The following is a 20,468-nucleotide window of genomic DNA, read 5'->3' on the forward strand; positions in this document are numbered from 1 at the left end:
CGCGCTGAGCCGGACACCATGCGAACCCGACCCGACGTCGAGCTCCGGATGTCCAGGACCGTCCACCCGGGCGACGTCGTCCTCGTCGAGCTGGTGCTCCGCTGCCGCGGGAGGACGCCGGTCGACGCGATCGAGCTCCACCTGGAGGGCATGCAGGTCGCCCGCGTCGAGGAGCGCGTCCTCGTGCCGCCCCACTTCCTCTCGCTCGTCGCCCGCGTCTCGGGGCCGACGACGCTCCCGGAGGGCGAGCAGCGCTACCGCGCGAGCTTCCCGGTCCCGGCCGACGCGCCCTGCTCGTACCTCGGCACGCGCGCCGAGATCCGCTACGGCATCACGCTCTCCATCGCGATCCCGTGGTGGCTCGACGTCCAGGAGTCCTACGAGGTGCTCGTCACGCCCCGCCCCGTCACCCGCCCGGCCCGGTCGCCGGCCGCGGGGACGACGGCGCGCGGCGACAGCCCCTTCGTCGAGGTCTCGCTCGACGATCGCGTCTTCGCGCCGGGCGACGAGATCTCCGGGGCGGTGGCCCTCGGCAACGTGCAGGGCCGGGGCGTGCGCGGGATCGAGATCTCGCTGGTCGGCGTCGAGCGCCTCCTCAGCGTCGACCGCTCCGCGCCGAACCGCGCGACCGAGGCGCACCGCTTCACCGCGTTCCGCCGCGCGGACAGCCGCGACGAGGGGCGGGAGCTGCCGTTCCGGTTCCGGATCCCCCGCTCCGTCGCGCCGTCGTTCGACGCCGGCTGGGTCGCCCTCGTCTGGGGGCTCGAGGTGCGCGTCGAGCTCGCGCGCGCGGACGGCGTCGTCCACACGACGCCGCTCGCGCTCGGCGTCTTCGACAGCCCGCCCGGCCTCGGCGCGATGCGGCGGCAGATCGGCTCCGGGAGGTGGCGCGCCGTCTGGGAAGCGGTCGGCGCGCGCCACGGCCTGTCCCTCGACGCGCTGGAGCTCCGCCTCTCGGGCACGCTCTCCGGCGCCGCGGCGTCGGTGTGGATCGACGCGGGCTCCTCGTCGAGCGGCGCGCTCGCGGGCGAGCTGCGCTGGCCGTCGTGGGGGCTCGACCTGGAGGTCGGCGTGAGGCGCTTCCTGCTCGCGCTGTCGTCCGAGGACGACGAGGGCTTCGGCCGCCGTTACCGCGTGCGCGGGCGCGATCCCGGCCAGGTGCGCGCCGTGGTCGCGGGGCCGCTGCGCCGGGCGCTGCTCGCCTTCGACGACGTCCGGCTGGACGACGAGCACGTGTCGGTCCGGTCGCGGACGCCGGGCCACGATCAGCCCTGGCTCGGCGCGTTCCTGGAGCACCTCGCCGCGCTGGCGGCCGAGATCGGCGCCGCGAACGGGCGCATCCCGCCGCCCACGCCGATGGCGGGGATGCGCGCGGCCTGGGAGCGGTTCGCGGCCGAGGTCCACGGCCGCTTCGAGGTGGGCCGCATGCGCATCCGGGACGCGCAGGTCGACGGCGCGACGTTCCACCTCGACACCTGCTTCGAGCGAGGCCCCCACCCCGAGCGCTCCGAGATCACGCTGGTGGTGGAGCCGCCCCTCGACGTGGCGCTCGATCCCGACGATCCCGAGCAGCTGCGCGCCGCCTCGCCCAGGATGCGCGAGGCGGTCAAGGGCCTGCAGGCCCGCACGCGCGCGCTGCGGATCGCGCCGCACGCCATCGTGATCACGCTGCCGGCCCCGCTCGAGGACCCCGCCACCCTGCGCGATCTGCTCGGCGAGCAGCTGCACGTGGCGGCGCTGCTGCGCGGCCCGCGCGCCGCCCGCCCGTACCGCTGAGCGGCGAGGAGCGGGCGCCCGGGCGGGGGCTGGCACTCCGGAACCGGGAATCCCCTTACGCGGCGCGCGGCTCGCTGATTTCCACACAAAACGCCGGCGGATCCGGGCTAGAGTCCTCGCCCCATGCTCGACAAGCTTTCTCGCGAAGAACGCCTCCAGCTGATGCGGTTCATCTGTTCGTTCGCCTGGGCCGACCTCCAGGTGCGCGACCAGGAGCGCGCGTTCGTGCGCAAGATGATCCTGCGGCTCCACCTGGACGCGGAGGAAGCCAAGCAGGTGCGCGGCTGGCTCGAGGTGCCGCCCGCGGCCGACGACGTGGATCCGATGAAGATCCCGCGCGCGCACCGGCAGCTCTTCCTGAACGCCGCGCGCGAGATGATCTCGTCCGACGGCGAGATCGGCGAGGAAGAGCGCGAGAGCCTGAGCCTCCTGGATCAGCTCACGCGCTGACGCGGGCGGGGGGGCGACGGATGACGGACGACGGACGGACGATGAGCCGGTGAGCGGTGGAACGATGAGCACGATGGCGCAGGGAGGGGCCGGCGAGGGCCGGACCCCGGCGGAAATGGGAGCGAGCTCGGCCGAGAAGCCCTGGGTCGGCGTGATCATGGGCGGCAAGAGCGACTACGAGCACCTCGCCGTCACGAGCGAGCTGCTCACGCAGCTCGGCATCCCGCACGAGGTGCGCGTCGTCTCGGCGCACCGCACGCCGGACCGGATGTTCGAGTACGCGAGCACGGCCGCGGAGCGCGGGATCGAGGTGATCATCGCCGCCGCCGGCGGCGCCGCCCACCTGCCCGGGATGGTCGCCGCCAAGACGGTGCTGCCCGTCATCGGCGTGCCCATCCCCGCCACGGCGCTGAACGGGATGGACGCGCTGCTCTCGATCGTCCAGATGCCGAAGGGCGTCCCCGTCGCCACGATGGCGATCGGCAAGCCCGGGGCGGCCAACGCGGCCCTGTTCGCGGCGGCGGTCCTGTCGGGCAAGCACCCGGAGCTCCGCGAGCGCCTCGCCGCCTTCCGCGGCGCCCAGGAGGCGGCGGTGCTACGCGACTCGGTCATCGTCTAGCTCGTCAGGCCTCGCCGGGCCTCGTTTCGCTCCCCCTCGACCAGGTCCTCCGGAAATGCCCATCGCTCCCGGCTCCACGCTCGGTATCCTCGGTGGCGGCCAGCTCGGCCGCATGACGGCGCTGGCCGCCCGCACGCTCGGGTACAAGGTCCACGCCCTCGACCCTGACCCGGACTGCCCGGCCCGTTCGGTGCTCGATCACTGCATCGTCGCCTCGTTCGACGACGTGACGCAGGCGGCCGAGCTCGCGTCGCAGTGCGACGTGGTGACGCTCGAGATCGAGAAGGTCGCCACGGACGGGCTCGTGGCCGCCGCCCGGTTCGCGCCGGTGCGCCCGTCGGCCGACGTGCTGGCCATGGTGCAGGATCGCGGCGTCCAGAAGGGCTGGCTCGCGCGCAACGGCTTCCCGGTGGGGCCCTTCCGCGAGGTCGCGACGAGCGAGCAGCTCCTCGAGGCGACGCGCGCCATGGGCGGGGCGTGCTTCGTGAAGTCGTGCGTCGGCGGGTACGACGGCCGCGGCCAGCTGCGGCTCTCGGGGGACGCGCGCCTGGACGACGGCGGCGGCGGCGCCGGCGGCACCGGCGAACTCGAGCGCGAGGCCGCGTCGCTCTTCGCGTCGCTCGGCGGCCAGCGCTGCGTGGTCGAGCAGGCCCTCGACCTCGAGGCCGAGCTCTCGGTGCTCGTCGCGCGGAGCCCGAGCGGCAAGCTCGCGGTCTACCCGCCGGCGCTGAACCACCACGTCGACCAGATCCTCGACTGGTCGCTGCTGCCGGGCCCGCTCTCGGCCGCGGTGACGGGGCAGGCGGTCCAGATCGCGCTCGACCTCGCGGTCGGCCTGCGCGTCGAGGGGCTGCTCGTCGTCGAGCTCTTCCTGCTCAAGGACGGCCGCCTGCTCATCAACGAGCTCGCCCCGCGGCCCCACAACAGCTACCACGCCTCCGAGGTCGCCTGCGCGACGAGCCAGTTCGAGCAGGCGGTCCGCGCCGTGTGCGACCTGCCGCTCGGCTCGGTCGAGATCGTCCGCCCCGCGGCGATCCTCAACCTGCTCGGCGACGTGTGGCTCGGCGGCGCGCCGCCGCCGTTCGAGGCCGCGCTGGAGATCCCGGGCGTCCGGCTCCACCTCTACGGCAAGCGGGTCGCCCGCCCCGGCCGCAAGATGGGCCACCTCTCCGCCACGGGCCGCACGCCGGAGGAGGCGCTCGTCGCCGCGAAGCTCGCGATGGCCCGGCTCTCGGCGCAGGCCGGGCTGCCGCTCCCCGGGCGCTGACCCGCCGCCGGCGGGCCTCCGCCGGCGCACGACGCTCTCCACGGCCGCCGATTTGTGAGCCGCCGATGAGCCGCGGCGCAACTGCTCACCCGGGACCAGCGTGACGGGTAGGGGGTGGTCCTACTTGCTCATGCTTGGCTTCGCTTCCCGCGGCTCTGGGGCTCCGCTGTCGTGTGGACGCGACGGCGGCACCGGGGCCGCGTGCAGTGTGCTCGGCAGCGTCAATCGTCTTCACTGCCAGTGCGGAGCGCGCTCACGGCGTCTTTGTCTTCATGGCGACCAGGCAGCAGCCGATCCGACAACACCCGATCCCGACTCCAACGATCATCTCGTAAGAGGCGCCGCTGTGGCATGTTCGCATCTCATCGGCTCGCGACCGTGGAGACTCCGGCCGTGCCCCTGCTTGCAACCCTGTCGATCATGGGCGGCGGCGACCGCCCGCGGAGAAGCTAGTCGATGAAAAGAATCTCATTCATGGTGTTCGCGTGTGTGGCGGGCGGGCTGGGCAGCGTGTCGTGCGGGGGGGCGGACGCGGACGACGGCGCCGCGCAGGGGAACGAGCCGCAGTTCTCGGTCGACGCTCAGGGCGGCGTGTTCACCTCGGACGACGGGTTCAAGATCGAAGTGCCGCCGGGCGCGGTCAGCGCGGCGACCGACATCACCATCGAGCGCGTCGAGGGCGCGCGCGAGGGCGGGGTGGGGCCCATGTACCTCCTCGGCCCGGAGGGGCAGACGTTCGACAAGCCGATCACGCTCACGCTGCCGATCACCGTCGAGCTCGAGGCGGAGCTCGGGGAAAACACCATCCTCGACGCCTATGCCTTCACCGCGCCGGCCGACTCCGATGACTTCACGCGGCTCGGGCGTCATGACGCTTCCCCTGCCGGCGTCATCACGGAGACCCCTCATTTCTCCCGCTTCCAGGCCGGGATGGTCCCGCCGGCGGCGATGGCGAGCCAGCACGCCTACCCGATGGCGCTCGCCGCCGACGACACCTACCTCTACTTTGCGAGCGGCGGCACCGAGTCCACGGCGCCCGCGGACTCGAACGACGGCTACATCTATCGCGTCAAGCCGGGCACGACCGAGGTGGAGGCGATGACCCCCGCGGATCCCGACCCCAAGGCGCTGTGGGTCAACGCCTCCCACGTGTACTGGGCGAGCGGCGGAGACAACGATCCGGTCATCCCCTCGGCGCTCAAGCGCGTCGACAAATCGACCCTGGGGATGGAGACGCTCGTCGAGATCGGCTACGTGCTGAGCGTCATCGGGGACGAGTCGTCCGTCTATTTCGGCGATGGCGACGGACACAACATCTACAAGATGCCCCTCGACGGCGGCGAGCCCGTCGTCCTCGCGGAAGGCGCCGGGGCGCCGGAGCACCTGGCGCAGGACGCACAGAACATCTACTGGACCGGCGGCGCCACGACGAACAAGGTCTACAAGGTGGCGAAGGCGGGCGGGGACGTGACCGTCATCGCCGAGAACGAGGGCGAGCCGGCCGGGATCGCGGTGGACGCGCAGTTCGTCTACTGGGCCAACGCCGGCGACGGCGGCGTGTTCAAGGCGCCGATCGCCGGAGGAGCGAAGACGCTGATCTACCAGGGCGGCTCGATGGCGGGGCTGGCCCTCAGGGGCTCGACGCTCTTCTCGACGGACATGAGCCGGAACCGCAGCGTCCAGGCCCACGATCTCGCGGGCAATACGACCACCGTGCTCGCGCTCGGCCAGCACTTCGCCTGGCGCATCCTCGCCCCGGAAGGTCAGGACGTGTTCTGGACCAACGGCGGTGACTACCGCTTCGAAGGCGAGATCGTGTCCTACAGCGCTCCTTGAGCGCGCGTCCGGCGGCGATTGCGGGCAGCAGGGGCGAACGCGGCGGAGGGAGCCCGTTCGCCCTCACCGCATTGCACCGGAGGTGGCCTCGAGAGCGCATGGCGAGCGCTCCCGAGTCCGCTCGCCAGGGCGCGCTGCGCCGCCCCGCTGCGCCGGTGTCGGCGGCTTTGCGCATTGACCGTGTCCGGCGTCCTGGCGTAGTTCTCCTCATTCGATGCAGATCACCCTCCCGAGGGCCCGGCTCCAGGTCGCGCTGCTCGCCGTGATGGCGGTGATTGCAGGCACCGGGCTCGGCGTCGAGGTGCTCAAGCCGCTCCTCCACCTGAGGAGCCAGAGCGGCGTCGTCCCGTTGTTCTCGCTGAGCTACGAACAGAATGTGCCCACGTGGTACACCTCGTCACTGCTGTTCGTGTGCTCACTCACGCTCGCTTTCATCGCCGCCGGCGCCCGGCGCACGGGCAAGTTCGTGAAGCACTGGTGGGGGCTCTCCGCGGCGTTCCTCTACATCTCGCTCGACGAGGTGGTCGAGATCCATGAAGCGGCGAGCTCCTGGCTCGATCTGGGCGGGGTCCTGTACTTCAGCTGGGTGATCCCGGCGGCCGCCGCGGTGGCGGTGTTCGCGGTCGCCTACCTCCGGTTCCTCTCGCACCTGCCGCGAGATACGCGGAATCGATTCCTCCTCTCGGGCGGGATCTATGTCACCGGCGCGCTCGTCCTGGAGCTGCCGCTCGGGTACTGGACCGAGCGGGCCGGGAGCGACAACCTGATCTACGCGCTCATCGACTTCGTGGAGGAGTCGATGGAGATGCTCGGCGTGAATCTCTTCCTGCTGTCGCTCGTCGATCACCTCGCCGTGCAGGGGTGGACGATCGGCTTCTCGCCAGCAGCACCGGAGCCGCGGCCCGCGGCGCTCGAGCCTCCCACATGAGCGCACGGGCCGAGCCCGTGTCCGCTGCGCAGCTCGGTGTGGGCCGGGCCGCGTACATCGTCGGCCCCTGGTACGACTGGGCTTTCTTTCTGCTGCCGCCGCCCGTCGCGCTCGCCGCGGGCGCCCTGATCGCGGGGACGCCGTTCGTCGACGCGACGTTCAGGCTTCATGGGGAGAAGGTCACGGGGGCGGGGCTCTTCATCGGCACGCTCATCCACGGCCACCTCGCCGCGGTGCTGCTCCGGAGCCACGGCAACGCGGACATCTTCCGGCGGCACCGGCTCCGCTTCCTCGTGGCGCCGGTCGCCCTGTTTGCCGCGATGATGCTGTCCATGTGGGCCGTCGCCTGCGTGTCGGTCCTCGTGGTGTTCTGGGACGTCTACCACTCGGCGCTCCAGACGTTCGGCCTCGGGCGCATCTACGACGCGCGCGCGGGGAACGCGCCGGCGCTCGGCCGCCGGCTGGACCTGTGGCTCAACCTCGTCCTCTACGCCGGCCCCATCCTGGGCGGCGCGACGATGCTGCTCCACTTCCAGAGCTTCGACGCCTTCGAGGGCGTGGGCCCCGCCTTCTTCACCGCCGTCCCTGCGCTGATGACGTCGAGCCACCGCGTCATCAGCTGGGCCGTCATCGCCGCGGGCACGTCGTACCTGCTCTATTACGCGCTCGCTTACCGAGCGATGATCCGGCGGGGGTATCGGGTGTCGTTCCCCAAGGTGTGGCTGCTCGTCAGCACGGGCCTCTGCTCGATCTACACGTGGGGTTTCAACCCCTGGGGACAGGCCTTCTTCATCATGAACCTGTTCCACGCGGTGCAGTACCTGGCGCTCGTCTGGTGGTCGGAGGGCGGCCGCCTCCGCCGCCGGCTGCGCCTCGACGCGCTCCGGGCCGGGACGCCGATCGCGGTGGCGGTCTTCCTCGGGGGCGTCCTTGTGTACGGGGTCTGGGCCGAGCTCGCGCCGGCGGACGACCGCGCGCTGTGGTCGATCACGCAGGCCGTCGCGCTGATGCACTTCTGGTACGACGGGTTCATCTGGTCCGTGACGCGCAAGCAGGTATGAGGCGATCAAGCCTTCAGGGTGTTGCCAGAGAGGGGTGTATGCGAATCCAACGTTGTCTCCGGTCCATGGTCGTCGCGCTCGGGGTCGCCGCCGCGGCGCTCGCCTCGCCCGCTTGCAGCAAGTCGCCGCAGATCACGGCGGAGAGCATCGAGGACAACTGGGCGCTGACGGAGCAGCACGAGCCCGGGTCCGTCGTCATGACGGTGGCCCAGGACGGGCAGGTGACGGCGCTCGTGAAGGATCGCGACGGCAAGCCCATCGAGGCGGACGTGTCGGGCAGCGTCTCGGTCAAGGTGCCTGGCAAGGGCGGAGCCCCCATGACCGCGGCGCTCGTGCCGGAGCCCAAATCGGGCGGCGTGCTGCTCGCCAAGCTCCCGCCGCTCGAGGACGACCTGACCGAGGTCAGCTACGAGCTCAAGGTGAAGGGCGAGCCGTTCAAGGGGGTGCTGCACGTGCCGCGCGGCGGGACCCGGGAGCTCCAGGAGAGCGCCAGGGAGCACCAGACCACCCAGCTCGACGGGACCAAGGGGCCGAACGGGGGCGTGCTCCAGCCGGTCGGAGACGACATCGTGGAGATCGTCGCCGACAAGGAGAGCGGGGATCTGCGCGTGTACGTGCTGGATCTCAACCTCAAGCCGGTGCCGATCGGCGAGCGCGAGATCAAGCTCGCGATCCAGACGGCGTCGGGGCCGGACGTCATCGTGCTCGCGCCCGGGCCCGATCGGCTCTACTTCACCGGCAAGCTCGACGTGAAGGTCAATCCGACCAAGATCACGGTGGTGCTCAAGGAAGGCGGGCACACGCACGTGGTCCTCTGCGGCTACCGTCCAGGCGCGGTGATCGTGGTCGGCCCGCGCGCGCCCGTGATCGGCATCCTGGTGGCGACCACGTGGGCCGTGAAGGTCGACGTCAAGCCGACCGTGGTGGTGCACGACGATGACGACGACGACGGCCGGGTCCTCGTCATCCACAAGCACAAGCACAAGCACAAGGGCAAGGGGAAGGGCAAATGGCACTGGAAATGACGGGGGAGGAGGGCGCCGCGCTCGGACGGGGCGCGCCGACGCGGTAAGGTGGCGGCGCGGCGCGCCCGCGCCTCACCCGACGGAAAGCCCTCTGCCATGACCGAAGCGCCCGAGCTCCCCGACCTCTCCCTCGACGACTGCCACCCCCGGGCCGCCGCTGCTCTCGCCGACCCGTTCTTCTGGTCGCTCACCGACGAGACCGCTCCGTTCGGCAACGAGACCGCGCACGAGACCCTCACCGCCTTCCGCGACTTCCGCGACGAGCACCCGAAGAAGAGCCCGATCGAGCTCCTCGACGCGCTCCTCGAGCGCTGGGAGGTCGGCAATGCCGGCTGGGACGCCGTGGGCGCGGCCGAGGTCGAGGCGCTCGGCGAAGAGGACGAGTACGGCCTGCTCACCCGCGACGAGGCGATCCTCGCCCTGGCCTTCAGCCAGATCGTCGTCGAGGGCAGGCTCGATCCGGAGGTCCGCCGCCGCGCGCTGCTGGCGCTGGCCCGGCAGGCGCTCCCCGCGCTCCTGAGCGCGTACGAGGGGCGCGCCCTGGAGAGGGCGCTGCGGATCGACCGGATGAGAGGCGTGCTCTCCGCCCGCTGGGATTAGAGCGACGGTCACCCGCTTCGGATACGGGCCCACCTCGACGTTTTCGGTGCTCAGCGCACCGGAGTGCGCTTGCGCGCCGAAAACGCCGATCTGGGCCCGTCTCCTGTGCGGGTGACCGCCGCTCTGCTGCCGCTCTGCTCTGGATGGTGCAGAGGTGGGCGGAAACCGCTGTAGAGCGGTGCGCTACGGGAGCGCCCAGTCCTGCGCGTCCTGCCGGCACGCAGGCTCGCAGTCTTCGCCGTTCGGGTACCATGTCCGGTACGCGGGGGTGAAGCTCCGCTCTCCGACGAGGGCGCCGTCCCGGCGCACGACGACGTCGACGCGCGCCGGCGTGCCCTGAATCGCGAGCTGCTGGGTGAACTGCCCGGGGGCCGGGACGCAGCTCTGGGAGACGGCGTCGCCGCGCCTCGTCTCCGTGCAGATTGTCACCGCATTGACCGCGACACTGACGGTCGGGCTGCACCGGACGAACACGCCGCCGCCGCCGACCGTCGGCGTGTTCGTCCAGCTGTAGGCGCACGACACCTTGTCGCCGTCCACTGCGACCTCCAGCGTGTACTCTCCCGCTGCCCAGCGCTTGTCCGCCGTCGCGGCGGTGATGGAGAAGCCGTCGCTACAGCCAATCTCCGTGCATGACTTCGGGTCCATGATGCAGCCGGGCATGGCGGAGGCCATGGCGAATCCGGCGGCGAGCGCGGCGGCCTTGCGCGCGAAAGAGCCGAGTGGGACGAGGGAAAAAAGAGATAAGGTCATGGATGGCATCCTCTCTCCGGCGGAACCGCCGTGGATGGACGCGCTGGCATAGCAACGGGCGGGCCACCTGCGCGGGCGCAAGAAGCCGGCGCTCCTGACGCCTTGTGCCAGGCGCCCGCCGAGCGGCATGACATGTGTGTCAGGGCAACGAACCCGCGGCTCGGCGGATGGACGCCCCGGCGCCGCCGGCGCAGCGCGCCTCCAGACCGCGCGGCGGTGCTTCGAAGGGGGCTCCCGCCGGTGCGGATTCGGGTACCGTCAGGCCATCAGGGGGTCGCGCGTTCGAACGCGAACGCCCGTCCTGCCAGGAGGTTTGCACATGAAGAAGACCTATACAGGGAGCTGCCACTGCGGCGCGGTCCGCTTCGAGGCCGACATCGACCTGAGCGCCGGAACCAACAAGTGCAACTGCTCTATCTGCACCAAGACGAGAAACTGGAACGTGATCCTCAAGCCGGACGCGTTCCGGTTGCTCGCGGGTGAGGACGCGCTGAGCGACTACCAGTTCGGCATGAAGGTCGGGCACCACCTGTTCTGTCGACACTGCGGCGTGCGCTCGTTCGGGCGCGGGCATGTCGAGGAGATCGGCGGCGATTACGTGGCGGTCCAGCTCGCTTCGCTGGACGACGTGGATCTCGCGGAGCTCATCTCCGCGCCCATCCGGTACGCCGACGGACGCAACAACAACTGGGGCGCGCCGCCGGGAGAGACCCGGCACCTGTGACCGTCGCCGCCGCTGGCTGCGGCGGACGGAGGCCCATCGACGGAGGCGCCGCCGCACGGCGGCGCCCCGCCGCGCCGTCTTCACCCGTCGTCACTTCGCGACCTCTCCCGTCTTCAGATCCAGCTTGAGCTCCCGCACCACCTCCGGCTTGGCGCACACGATCTGCGGCGTCGAGCCCTGCACATCGGTCTTGATCCGCTCCTCCAATTTCTTCGCGAGATCCCAGGTCGGCACGAACGCGGCGAAGAAGCGCTGCCCCATGTCGCGCGTCACCACGAAGCGCGCCGGCGAGAACTCCGTGCGTCCCTTGAGCGCCTTGCGCGTCAGCGGGAAGTCGTAGTCGTCCGGCGCCGTCTTGCTGAACGTGTAGAGCACCACGAGGTTCTGCGGGCACTTCGGCCCGCCGGGCCTCGGCAAGGTCCGGTTCTCCTTGGGCTTCGGCGGCGGCCCCTTCTGGAGCTGGATGGTCCCAGGCGCGGCGCCCGCGGCCTCGCTGGCGCCGCCGTGCTTCAGGATCGCCCCGCCGGCCGCGACCCACACCGCGCCGTCGCTCCCCACGGCCACGTCGCGGGCCTTCACCCCGTCGGGCAGCGGCGCCTGCTCCCAGGCATCTCCCTTGCGCGCGAACAGCGCGCCGTCCGCGAGCGCCCACAGCGTCCCGTCCGGCGCCGCCGACGCGGTGAGCACGCGCGCGCCCTTCGCCGGCGGGTCGATCTTCTTCGCCTCCCCGCCCTGGTAGCGGAGCACGCCCCCGTCCACGATCCACGCCTCGCCGTCGCCGGGGCCCGGCAGGACCAGCGTGCGCACATCGTCGGCGCTCTGTTCGTCGGAGGGCGCCGGGATGGGCAGGATGGTCGAGCGTTTCTCGCCCGGCTTCCAGACCTCCAGGGCGCTCTCCCCTTTGCAGTTGAGCCCGTAGCTCAGCGCGGTCCCATCGCGCGTCGCCCCGAATGCCTCCGGGCGGACCTCGGTCTCCGAGTAACGCGATGCCCCGTCGAAGTCGAACCCGCGGCACTCCCCCTTCCTGGGCGCCGGCGTGATCGTCAGCCCCACCCTGGGCCCGCGCAGCGTGACGAACCGCGAGGGCCCGATCATCGTCGGCCCCACCAGCCCCACGAGCGAGCTGCCCATGCTCGCCACCCCGGTGAACCACTGCCCCGCGTCGCTCACGCGCTGCACCCAGCCCTTCGCCCCCAGGGCGTAGTGCTCGGCGACGCCGGTGCGGCCCGTCGTGCCCGTCGCGATCAGGTCGAGCTGGTCGGGATAGCGCCCGTGGACGCCGATCACGGACACCCACCACCCCGGCAGGTGCAGCCGCTTCGGGAACTCGATCTTCCCCTCCTTCAGCACGCCGACGGCGGCGGCCACGGCCTCCTGCTCCCCCTCGAGCATCGTCAGGTTGGAGGTCGACACGAGCAGTGCCCCCTCCACCGGGTGCAGCCGCAGCTCGACCTCCTCCGGGATCTGCGCCACCGGCGCGAACGCCGACGTCGGCGGCGGCTCCGGCTTCGCCGCCTCGTCCGCCTTCACCCCGCCCGCCGCGCCCGGCGCGCCCGCGGTGCTCGATGCGCCCGCCGCGCCCGGCGCCTGCGCCGCGGCCTCCGCGCGCGGCCCGTCGGCCGCCTGCGGCGCGGGCGCCGGCCCGCACCCTGCCATCGCCATCACGAGCCCGCCCAGCCCCCACGACGCCCTTCGCCCGATCATCGCCCGTCCTCCTCCAGGCGCGGCCGCGCCTGACTGCCGCGCCGCGCTCCCATGCTCTCATCCCCGACCCGCCGGCTGCCCGGCCGCTCACCACCCCGGACCGCGCGCCGCGCCGGCCTGCTCCCCCTCGCGCCGATCCCTCGTCCGCTCATGGCGCGAGCCTCCCCGACGCGACCCGGATCTCGCCCTCGATCTCCGCGTCGCGCAGGTCCACCCCGTTCGGGTGCGCCACCCGCTGGTAGGCCACCTGCCACGCGATCGCGCGCCCCTCGCCGGCGGCCCCGACGTCGAGCTCCACCGTCACGGGCTCCGCGTGCACCCGGTCGTCGGCCACCAGCTTCCGCCCGATCGTCCCGGGCCGCAGCGCGAAGTGCCGCGTCAGGTAGCGCTCCGCTTGCCCCAGCACCAGCTCGTCGGGCCCGAGCGCCTCGGCCGACACCTCGAGCCTCCGGAACAGATCCCCCGTCGGGAACGCGTGTCCCGCGTTCGCGGGCGCGAGCGTCACCGCCACGCGCGTCGCCGAGAGCCGCCGCGCCGTCACCGCCACGGCGCTCCGCACGAGCGCCTCGTCCCGCGATCCCGCGAACCCGTGGACGCGCCGCCCCCCGGGCCCGCGGGGCATGTGGCACGCCGCGCAGGGCCGGTCGGCGGCCGGCGACGCGCGGTGCTCGACGACGGTCGACTGCATCAGCTCCGCGGCCGACCGCCCTCGCGCCGTGGGGAACGCGAACTCGTGGCAGGCAGCGCACGCGTCCGCGCCCCCGAACCGCGCGTCCCGGATCACCGCGTGCGGCGCCGCCGGCGGCGCCCCGCGCCCCGCCCAGGGCGCCGCGAGCACCGGCGCCACCGCCTGCCTTGCGAGCTCGCCCTCGGCGTCGCTCGTCACGTGGCACGTCACGCACCCCACCCCGAGCGCCCCGAGCGCCTCCGGTTCAGGCGCCTCCGGCCTCGCCTCGGGCGCGTGGCACGCCCGGCAGAACGGCATCGGCTCGATCGCGAACGCCCGCCGGTAGGCCGGCTCGGTGTTGGCCCGGTGGTGGAGCGACGCGCGCCACTCTCGCGCCACCTCCTCGTGGCACCCCTCGCAGGCCTGGTTCGCGATCACGGCCGCCCCGAGCCGCGCCCGCGCCGGCCTCGGCATGGGCACCCGCGCCGCCCCCGCGGCCCCGGGCAGGGCGCTGCCCGGCGGCGCCTCGACGTCACCCGTGGGCCGCGCGGGCGCGTCCGGCGCGGCAGCGCACGCGCCCGCGAGGGCGCCCGCGACCAGCAAGCCGAGGCCAGGTGCACAGCGCCGCACAGCGATCATTTCCGCTACAACACCGCCGCCGCCGCGTCACCTCCGAGGCACCCGCGCGACGCCGGCCGCTCCCGGCTGCCGTTCAGCTCGGGCCGAGAGGCCCGGCCGGCACGGTGCCGGTGCTGCGCCCCCGGCGGCCGCAGTGCGACTGCCTGCCCGGGTATGTCCAGCAAGCCGACGGCTCGTGCGCAGCGCTCGCGTCGCGCTGCTCGGGCGAGGGAGGGATGGCGTCGAGCAAGTCGTTCACGGCCTGCTGCCCGGGTCTCACGCCCATCGCGAGCATGGCGCGCGTCGACGGCGCGTGCGTGATCACGGCGCCCGACGCGCACCTCTGCGCGACATGCGGCGACGGCGATTGCGGCGCGGGTGAGAACGACTGCAATTGCCCGGGCGACTGCGGTGGAGCCCGGCCCTGAGCGACGATTGGATCATCCGGCGTACAGGCCGCGCGTGCGGCCGCACAGGCGCACGAGGCCGAGCAAGCCGTCGATGGTCGGCGTCGGTACGCCGGTCAGCTTGCCGATCTCGTGGACCACGGTCACCAGCGCGTCGATCTCCAGCGACTTGCCCGCTTCCGCGTCCTGCAGCATCGATGTCTTGAACGCGCCGAGCTTGCGCGTGACCTCCATCCGGTCTTCTCCGCTCTGCGCGATCGGGCACCCGATCTTCGCGCCGATCGCCGCCGCTTCCTGCATCGCCTGGAGACAGAAGCCGCGCACCAGCGGATCGTCCAGTATCCGATCGCACGTCGCACCGGTGAGCACCGACACCGGGTTCATCGTCATGTTGCCCCACAGCTTGTACCAGATGTCGGTCCGGATATCGGCGCTGGCCTCGGCGTCGAAGCCGGCGCGCTGCAGCAGCTCGACCAGCGCGCCCACGCGGTGCGAAGGTCCGCCGGCCGGCTCGCCGAGGAGCAGGCGGTTGCCGGGGCCGACGCGCACCAGCCCCGGTTCCGGGCTGGAGCCCGACAGATGCACGACGCAGCCGACCACCTGGCGGAGCCGGATGGCGCGCGGAACGATGCCGCCCGGGTCGAGCGAGCGGAGCCGGGCGCCGGCATACGGCACGTTCTCGGGGGCGAAGAACCACCACGGCACGCCGTTCATCGCGGGGACGACGATCGTGTCCTCGCGGAGCAGCGGAGCGATGCGCGCGGCGACGTCGGCCAGCGCGGTGGCCTTGACCGCGATGATCACGACGTCCTGCGCGCCGAGCGCGGCCGGATCCTCCGAGGCGCGGATCGGCACCCGGGTGATCTCTCCCTCGCCTTGCAGCAGCAGGCCGCGCTTCTGCAAGGCGGCGAGGTTCTCTCCGCGCGCGACGGCGCTCACGTCGCAGCCAGCCGTGGCCAGCCGGGCGCCGAGCAAACCGCCGATGGCTCCGAAGCCGTAAACAGCAATTTTCATGGTTCCCTGCATCCTACCGTCGCCGGCCGCCGCTTGCCTCCTCGCCCGCCGCCGCCGTTCACGGCGCAGCGCGGCGCGCCGGTCCTTGACCTGCGTGGAGCGCGCGTTCGAGGCGCTGTGCCGCTCGGTCGCCTCGGCCCTTGCGGCGCGAGGCGAGCTGACGATGATGAGCGGGCCCGATCGGCACACCAGCCGGGGGGCGCTTGGAGGCACTTGCTTATGAAGGTCACGTACTCGCTCGTCGTTTCTTGCATCGTGCTCGTCGCGGCGAATGGCTGCGGCGGCGGCGACGACGACCCGCTCCAGTCGGAGGGCGGGGGCGGATCCTCCAGCGGCGCTGGAGCTGGCGGGTCGAGCGGCTCCACGGGCAGCGTGGGCGCCACGAGCTCCAGCTCCAGCTCCAGCTCCACCAGCGCGGGCGCGGGCGCGGGCAGCGCGGCGGCGTCGAGCGGCAGCGGGGGCGACGCGACGGGGAGCGGCGGCGCCGGGGCGGGCGGCGCCGGGGCGGGCGGCGCCGGGGCGGGCGGCGGTGATGGGGTGTCGGCCGTCTGCCCGGGCGGCCCGTACGCGGCCGATCCGGTGCCGGCGAACGGCAGGCCGCAGCTGGTGAGAGGGGGGTTCACGTACGTCGAGGGCCCGGTCTGGGTCGCCGAGCTCGGGGCGCTGTTCTTCTCGGAGATCAACATGCAGGCGCAGAACGCGCCGCCCCTCAACGGCCCGAAGGCGAAGATCCAGAAGCTCACGCCTCCGAGCACGATCGAGGTGTTCCTCGAGAACAGCGGGACGAACGGGCTGGGCCTCCACAGCGACGGGAACCTCATCGGGTGTACCCACGACACGCGCAGCGTCTCCGTGTTCGATCTCGGCACGAAGGCGCGGCGCGAGATCGCCGGATCGTACATGGGCAAGCGGTTCAGCTCCCCGAACGATGTCGTCGTGCGGAGCGACGGCAACGTCTACTTCACCGATCCCGATTTTCAGCTCAGCGCCGGCAGGCCGGAGTTGCCGACAGCAGCTTACCGCGTGTCCCCGTCCGGCGCGGTGAGCCTCATCGGCACGCTGGAGACCCCCAACGGCGTCGCGCTCTCGCCGGACGAGAGCGTGCTGTACGTGACCGAGTTCACCCCCGGCCGGATCCTTCGCTATCCGCTGAGCGCCGAAGGAGCGCCCGGCGCCTCGTCCAATTTCGCGGCGAACCTGCCGAAGGCCGACGGCATGGGCGTCGACTGCGCGGGCAACCTCTACATCGCGTGGCGCGACGGCATCGACGTCTTCGCGCCGAGTGGCGCGAGGCTCGGCGCGATCACGGGGATGGGCGAGGTGTCGAACGTCGCGTTCGGCGGGGCCGATCGAAAGACCCTTTACATCACGTCGGGCGCGTCGCTCTACGCGATGGAGGTGAACATCCCCGGATATCCTAACTGAACTTTGCTGGACGCGGGTCGCCGGTGCTCAACCGCGCCGGCGTTCCAGCAGCGAGCGTCCGGCGGCTCGTCCCCGCGCGCGAGCGCGCTGTCCAGGAAATCCGTGATGGATTCACCGACGCGGAACACCCTGCGGGCGACAGCGCTTGACCGGTCTGGCGGTCCGGCGTAGGTCACGATGATCGAGGGACTCGAGCCGGTGTGCATGGGAGTGGTTGTCGCCGAGACGCTCGCCGCGCAGCACATCGGGCGCGACGCCGAAAGCAGCCTCGACGCCGCGCTCGCCCTGGCGACCACGCTGCACGCGCCGGGGCAGCGCGAGCGCTATCGGCGTCTGCTCGAATGCGCGATCGAGCAGGCGGATCGCGCGCTGGCCGCCGCCGAGCAGGAGCGCGCCGCCCTCCAGGAACATGAGGTCGCCGCTGGAAGAGAACGAATCCTCGCGACGGCGGTGGGCGCCCGTTCGACGCTGGCGAGGGCCCACGCGGCGCGGGCGGCAGACGCGCTCCACGGAGCGGGCCAGCTCTCGTTGAGCGCGCAGCGCGCGCCGACGCGCGAAGCCTGCGACGACGGCTGGCGGCGCGTGGAGGCGATCGTGACCGGCGCAGAGGCCTCGGCGCGCGCGGCCGCGATCAGCGCCTCGGAGCTCGAGGGCGGCTCTCCGCGGTCCAAGGTCGCCCGCGCTGCGCGCGCGGCGGCCCACGAGGCCGAGGTCGCCGCCCGCGCGGCGCGCAGGATCATCGAGGAGCGAAACCACGCGTATACATTTCACACGGACGGCGGCTTCTCGTTCGGCGAGGGGTGGTACGTCGCCGCGGCCGCCGTCCTCGCGGGCGCGGCCATCCAGGTCGAGCCAGGCAAACCGGGAACGCCGCAAGCCGAGGCGTTTCTGCGCGATGCAGGCCTGAGCGATCACCTTCAGGCGTACCGCCCGCGCCCGCGCGCGGTGAAGCAGACCACGGAGATCGTCGCCCGCGCCTTCAAGGTCGATCCGTCGTCCGCCCAGGGGAGACTTCGCACAGCGTTTCTGGCGGACGCGCCGATTCCGGGATCGGTGATCGCCTGGGTCGATCGCAGGCTCGCGGAAGCGCGGGCGGGGGCGTCATGCCGGAAGAAGGTGCTGCTCTGGATCCGCGAGGGGAGCCACCACCCGCACCGCAACACGACGCTCGCCGAGCTGCTCGAGCTGACGGACCTCGTTCAACGCACGGGGTTCGTGCCTGTGCTGACCGGCGACGCCCTTCGAGACGCGCGGGTCCCCGAGGGAGCGATCGACATGACGCTCTTCTGGAAGGACCCGACCTTCCGGCAGCTCGACATGCGCCGGGCGCAGCTGCAGTTCTTCGAGCACCTGAAGCGAACGCACGGCCTTGTCGGCCAGCTCGGCGTGACGACCGCAGGCATGGACGGGCCCGCGCTCATGGGGCTTCCCACGATGTACCTCACCGAGGCGTCGAACGTGCGTATGCGGGAGTGGGTCGGCGCAGTGCCGGGATACCAGGAGATCGTGCGCGAGGGGGGATATCTCGAGCGCGTCCGCCGTGTGTTGTCCGAATGGGCGGCGGCTCCGTTTTCGGGAAAGTTCACAGGGAGGCGGGGAGTCGGGGAGTGAAATCCCATCAATCTCCCCGTCTCCCCGTCTCCCTGTTCAATTTTTTTTCGTTAAAATGCCAGCAAAGTGAGGGGATTTGTCAGGAGGCGCCGCCGGCGCCGCCTCCCCCGCCGCCGGTGCCGAGCGGGGTGTCGTCGCCGCTGCAGTCCTGATCGATGCTGTCACCTGCCACGTCCGTCGCGCCGGGGTGGATGTCCGGATTGCCGTCGTCGCAGTCCTCCTCGGGCCCGTAGCCCTCGCATGTCGCCTGGTAGCCGTCGCCGTCGCTGTCGGTCGCGGGCTCGTCGCACGGGGGCATGCCGTAGCAGGCCATCAGCGTGACAGCCATCATGCCGCCCGACGCCGCCGCGAGCAGCCGGCCCGCGATCCCGTGGCGCGCCTGCGCGCAGCTGGCGCGCTCGGCCGTGGGCGTCGCGCCGCAATGCGGGCAGGCGGAAGCGCCGGGAGGCAGGAAACCATCGCAGCAAGGACAAGCGCCGAGGGTGAGCATGAGGATCTCCGCCGTTGGGCCATGAGGCCGAGCCCTGGCGCGCCTCGGAAGGCCGAGCCAGGGAGGTCAAACCGTCCCATTCTATGGCAAGCCGCCTCGGCGACGCACAAGGAAAATGAAGGGGAGTGGCGCAGCGGCGTGCGCGTGGCGCGTGCGCGTGCGCGTGCGCAGGTCATCATCCATCCCCCGCGCGATCGAAAGGGCGCCGGAGAGCAGGAGCCGGCGGCGGAGTTCGCGGTAGGCTCCGGCATGGCGCTGCGCCGTCTCGATGTGGTCCCCGGCGAGTACTTCCCGGCGTACGTGGTCTGGGAGCTGACGCTCCGCTGCGATCAGCCCTGCCGGCACTGCGGATCCAGGGCAGGGGCCGCGCGGCCCTCGGAGCTCGGCACCGAGGAGGCGCTGGGCGTGGTGCGGCAGCTCGCGGCGATGGGCGCGCGCGAGGTGGTGCTCATCGGCGGCGAGGCCTACCTGCACGACGGCTTTCTGGAGATCATCGCAGCGCTCAAGGCCGCGGGCGTGCGGCCGACCATGACGACCGGAGGGCGGGGGATCACGGCGGAGATCTCGGCGCAGATGAAGGCGGCCGGCCTGCACAGCGTCTCGGTCAGCGTCGACGGGCTGGAGCGCGCCCACGACCTCATCCGCAAGGCGCCGGGCAGCCACCGGAGCGCGCTCGCGGCGCTCGGGCACCTCCGGGGCGCGGGGCTGCTCACCGCGGCCAACACCAACCTCAACCGGGTGAACCAGGGCGACCTCGAGGCGCTCTACGACCTGCTCCGGGAGCAGGGGATCACGGCGTGGCAGGTGCAGATCACCGCGGCGCTCGGCCGCGCGGCCGACCGGCCGGCGATGCTGCTCCAGCCCTACGATCTGCTCGACGTGCTCCCGCGCATCGCCGCCCTGAAGCGGCGGGCCTTCCGGGACGGGATCACGGTGATGCCCGGCAACAACCTGGGCTACTTCGGCCCGGAGGAGGCGCTCCTGCGCTCGCTGCGCGAGGGCGGCCGCGACCACTTTCGCGGCTGTCAAGCCGGGAAGCTGGTGCTGGGGATCGAGTCCGACGGCGCGGTGAAGGGCTGCCCGTCGCTCCAGAGCGACGCCTACGTGGGCGGCGACCTGCGCGGGCGCGCGCTCCAGGAGATCTGGGACGAGGCGCCGCGGCTCGCGTTCGCGCGGGCGCGCACGGCCGACGATCTCTGGGGCTTCTGCCGGAGCTGCGCGTTCGCGGAGGTGTGCATGGGCGGGTGCACCTTCACGGCGCACGCGCTCTTCGGGCGGCCGGGGAACAACCCGTACTGCCACTTCCGGGCGCGCACGCTGGCCGCGCAGGGCAAGCGCGAGCGCCTCGTGCCCGCCGCGCCGGCCGCGGGGAGGCCGTTCGACAACGGGCTGTTCGATCTCGTGCTGGAGGATCTCGACGGTCCCGATCCCGGGCTCGATTCCCCGGAGCGGCTGGTCCAGCTCACGCGCAAGCCGCGGCCCTCGAGCTGAGT

General features: G+C 72.3%; 19 protein-coding genes. 14 read left to right on the forward strand and 5 right to left on the reverse strand.

What is annotated here, in order from left to right:
* Positions 1–18: 18 nt before the first annotated feature.
* The 9 genes from WMF27_RS09145 to WMF27_RS09185 all read left to right on the forward strand — a co-directional run bounded on the left by WMF27_RS09145 (position 19) and on the right by WMF27_RS09185 (position 9,562).
* The gene (locus WMF27_RS09145) at positions 19–1,776 is read left to right on the forward strand and encodes a hypothetical protein (protein ID WP_437769306.1); all 1,758 of its coding nucleotides are present in this window, start codon (positions 19–21) and stop codon (positions 1,774–1,776) included.
* Between the two features lie 123 nt (positions 1,777–1,899).
* Positions 1,900–2,226 carry a TerB family tellurite resistance protein gene (locus WMF27_RS09150; protein WP_012234447.1) on the forward strand — a complete coding sequence of 109 codons (327 nt, stop codon included), beginning with the start codon at positions 1,900–1,902 and terminating at the stop codon, positions 2,224–2,226.
* 115 nt (positions 2,227–2,341) lie between these two features.
* Positions 2,342–2,845, forward strand: coding sequence for a 5-(carboxyamino)imidazole ribonucleotide mutase (purE, locus tag WMF27_RS09155; RefSeq protein ID WP_173427451.1), 504 nt, complete (start codon positions 2,342–2,344; stop codon positions 2,843–2,845).
* A 55-nt stretch (positions 2,846–2,900) separates the two neighbouring features.
* Complete coding sequence (purK, locus tag WMF27_RS09160) at positions 2,901–4,112, forward strand: 5-(carboxyamino)imidazole ribonucleotide synthase (RefSeq protein WP_437769305.1); 1,212 nt, start codon at positions 2,901–2,903, stop codon at positions 4,110–4,112.
* Between the two features lie 456 nt (positions 4,113–4,568).
* Positions 4,569–5,948: a DUF5050 domain-containing protein gene (locus tag WMF27_RS09165; protein ID WP_437769304.1), complete on the forward strand. Its 1,380-nt coding sequence runs from the start codon at positions 4,569–4,571 to the stop codon at positions 5,946–5,948.
* Between the two features lie 214 nt (positions 5,949–6,162).
* Complete coding sequence (locus tag WMF27_RS09170) at positions 6,163–6,876, forward strand: hypothetical protein (protein ID WP_437769303.1); 714 nt, start codon at positions 6,163–6,165, stop codon at positions 6,874–6,876.
* On the forward strand, positions 6,873–7,937 hold the full coding sequence (locus WMF27_RS09175; protein ID WP_437944065.1) for a hypothetical protein: 1,065 nt from the start codon (positions 6,873–6,875) through the stop codon (positions 7,935–7,937). The genes WMF27_RS09170 and WMF27_RS09175 overlap by 4 nt, the downstream gene beginning before the upstream one ends.
* Before the next feature lie 38 nt (positions 7,938–7,975).
* Positions 7,976–8,962 carry a hypothetical protein gene (locus WMF27_RS09180; RefSeq protein ID WP_437769301.1) on the forward strand — a complete coding sequence of 329 codons (987 nt, stop codon included), beginning with the start codon at positions 7,976–7,978 and terminating at the stop codon, positions 8,960–8,962.
* A 96-nt stretch (positions 8,963–9,058) separates the two neighbouring features.
* Positions 9,059–9,562 carry a hypothetical protein gene (locus tag WMF27_RS09185; RefSeq protein WP_437769300.1) on the forward strand — a complete coding sequence of 168 codons (504 nt, stop codon included), beginning with the start codon at positions 9,059–9,061 and terminating at the stop codon, positions 9,560–9,562.
* A 183-nt stretch (positions 9,563–9,745) separates the two neighbouring features.
* Here WMF27_RS09185 and WMF27_RS09190 read toward each other — a convergent pair whose 3' ends face one another.
* The gene (locus WMF27_RS09190; RefSeq protein ID WP_437769299.1) at positions 9,746–10,315 is read right to left on the reverse strand and encodes a hypothetical protein; all 570 of its coding nucleotides are present in this window, start codon (positions 10,313–10,315) and stop codon (positions 9,746–9,748) included.
* A gap of 319 nt (positions 10,316–10,634) precedes the next feature.
* Here WMF27_RS09190 and WMF27_RS09195 point away from each other — a divergent pair, with 319 nt between their 5' ends.
* Positions 10,635–11,039, forward strand: coding sequence for a GFA family protein (locus tag WMF27_RS09195; protein WP_437769298.1), 405 nt, complete (start codon positions 10,635–10,637; stop codon positions 11,037–11,039).
* Between the two features lie 90 nt (positions 11,040–11,129).
* Here the strand turns inward: WMF27_RS09195 and WMF27_RS09200 are convergent, their stop codons facing one another.
* Together WMF27_RS09200 and WMF27_RS09205 are read right to left on the reverse strand one after the other, a co-directional pair.
* The gene (locus tag WMF27_RS09200) at positions 11,130–12,743 is read right to left on the reverse strand and encodes a hypothetical protein (RefSeq protein ID WP_437769297.1); all 1,614 of its coding nucleotides are present in this window, start codon (positions 12,741–12,743) and stop codon (positions 11,130–11,132) included.
* Between the two features lie 148 nt (positions 12,744–12,891).
* Positions 12,892–14,040, reverse strand: coding sequence for a multiheme c-type cytochrome (locus WMF27_RS09205; RefSeq protein WP_437944066.1), 1,149 nt, complete (start codon positions 14,038–14,040; stop codon positions 12,892–12,894).
* Between the two features lie 119 nt (positions 14,041–14,159).
* On the opposite strand from WMF27_RS09205, the gene WMF27_RS09210 reads away from it, so the two are divergent.
* A complete protein-coding gene (locus tag WMF27_RS09210; RefSeq protein ID WP_437769295.1) occupies positions 14,160–14,456 on the forward strand; it encodes a hypothetical protein in 297 nt (98 codons plus the stop codon).
* A gap of 12 nt (positions 14,457–14,468) precedes the next feature.
* Here WMF27_RS09210 and WMF27_RS09215 read toward each other — a convergent pair whose 3' ends face one another.
* Positions 14,469–15,449 (reverse strand): 2-dehydropantoate 2-reductase, encoded by a 981-nt coding sequence (locus WMF27_RS09215; protein ID WP_437769294.1) that lies wholly within the window; start codon positions 15,447–15,449, stop codon positions 14,469–14,471.
* A 219-nt stretch (positions 15,450–15,668) separates the two neighbouring features.
* Here WMF27_RS09215 and WMF27_RS09220 point away from each other — a divergent pair, with 219 nt between their 5' ends.
* Together WMF27_RS09220 and WMF27_RS09225 are read left to right on the forward strand one after the other, a co-directional pair.
* Entirely contained in the window at positions 15,669–16,874 is a 1,206-nt protein-coding gene (locus tag WMF27_RS09220) for an SMP-30/gluconolactonase/LRE family protein (protein ID WP_437769293.1), read from the forward strand.
* Between the two features lie 204 nt (positions 16,875–17,078).
* Entirely contained in the window at positions 17,079–18,485 is a 1,407-nt protein-coding gene (locus tag WMF27_RS09225; protein WP_437769292.1) for a hypothetical protein, read from the forward strand.
* 79 nt (positions 18,486–18,564) lie between these two features.
* Here WMF27_RS09225 and WMF27_RS09230 read toward each other — a convergent pair whose 3' ends face one another.
* Positions 18,565–18,975 carry a putative metal-binding motif-containing protein gene (locus tag WMF27_RS09230; RefSeq protein WP_437769291.1) on the reverse strand — a complete coding sequence of 137 codons (411 nt, stop codon included), beginning with the start codon at positions 18,973–18,975 and terminating at the stop codon, positions 18,565–18,567.
* Positions 18,976–19,224: 249 nt separating this feature from the next.
* Between WMF27_RS09230 and WMF27_RS09235 the strand changes: the two genes are divergently transcribed.
* On the forward strand, positions 19,225–20,466 hold the full coding sequence (locus WMF27_RS09235) for a radical SAM protein (protein WP_437769290.1): 1,242 nt from the start codon (positions 19,225–19,227) through the stop codon (positions 20,464–20,466).
* Positions 20,467–20,468: the final 2 nt, after the last annotated feature.

Source organism: Sorangium sp. So ce281 (genome assembly GCF_051527395.1).
GTDB lineage: Bacteria > Myxococcota_A > Polyangia > Polyangiales > Polyangiaceae > Sorangium > Sorangium cellulosum_B.

Excerpts from the sequence above, each read along its gene's own strand:
- WMF27_RS09145 (WP_437769306.1), top strand. The coding sequence starts at position 19 with ATGCGAACCCGACCCGACGTCGAGCTCCGGATGTCCAGGACCGTCCAC.
- WMF27_RS09150 (WP_012234447.1), top strand. The coding sequence starts at position 1,900 with ATGCTCGACAAGCTTTCTCGCGAAGAACGCCTCCAGCTGATGCGGTTC.
- purE (WP_173427451.1), top strand. The coding sequence starts at position 2,342 with ATGGGAGCGAGCTCGGCCGAGAAGCCCTGGGTCGGCGTGATCATGGGC.
- purK (WP_437769305.1), top strand. The coding sequence starts at position 2,901 with ATGCCCATCGCTCCCGGCTCCACGCTCGGTATCCTCGGTGGCGGCCAG.
- WMF27_RS09165 (WP_437769304.1), top strand. The coding sequence starts at position 4,569 with ATGAAAAGAATCTCATTCATGGTGTTCGCGTGTGTGGCGGGCGGGCTG.
- WMF27_RS09170 (WP_437769303.1), top strand. The coding sequence starts at position 6,163 with ATGCAGATCACCCTCCCGAGGGCCCGGCTCCAGGTCGCGCTGCTCGCC.
- WMF27_RS09175 (WP_437944065.1), top strand. The coding sequence starts at position 6,873 with ATGAGCGCACGGGCCGAGCCCGTGTCCGCTGCGCAGCTCGGTGTGGGC.
- WMF27_RS09180 (WP_437769301.1), top strand. The coding sequence starts at position 7,976 with ATGCGAATCCAACGTTGTCTCCGGTCCATGGTCGTCGCGCTCGGGGTC.
- WMF27_RS09185 (WP_437769300.1), top strand. The coding sequence starts at position 9,059 with ATGACCGAAGCGCCCGAGCTCCCCGACCTCTCCCTCGACGACTGCCAC.
- WMF27_RS09190 (WP_437769299.1), bottom strand. The coding sequence starts at position 10,315 with ATGACCTTATCTCTTTTTTCCCTCGTCCCACTCGGCTCTTTCGCGCGC.
- WMF27_RS09195 (WP_437769298.1), top strand. The coding sequence starts at position 10,635 with ATGAAGAAGACCTATACAGGGAGCTGCCACTGCGGCGCGGTCCGCTTC.
- WMF27_RS09200 (WP_437769297.1), bottom strand. The coding sequence starts at position 12,743 with ATGATCGGGCGAAGGGCGTCGTGGGGGCTGGGCGGGCTCGTGATGGCG.
- WMF27_RS09215 (WP_437769294.1), bottom strand. The coding sequence starts at position 15,449 with ATGAAAATTGCTGTTTACGGCTTCGGAGCCATCGGCGGTTTGCTCGGC.
- WMF27_RS09220 (WP_437769293.1), top strand. The coding sequence starts at position 15,669 with ATGAAGGTCACGTACTCGCTCGTCGTTTCTTGCATCGTGCTCGTCGCG.
- WMF27_RS09225 (WP_437769292.1), top strand. The coding sequence starts at position 17,079 with ATGGGAGTGGTTGTCGCCGAGACGCTCGCCGCGCAGCACATCGGGCGC.
- WMF27_RS09230 (WP_437769291.1), bottom strand. The coding sequence starts at position 18,975 with ATGCTCACCCTCGGCGCTTGTCCTTGCTGCGATGGTTTCCTGCCTCCC.
- WMF27_RS09235 (WP_437769290.1), top strand. The coding sequence starts at position 19,225 with ATGGCGCTGCGCCGTCTCGATGTGGTCCCCGGCGAGTACTTCCCGGCG.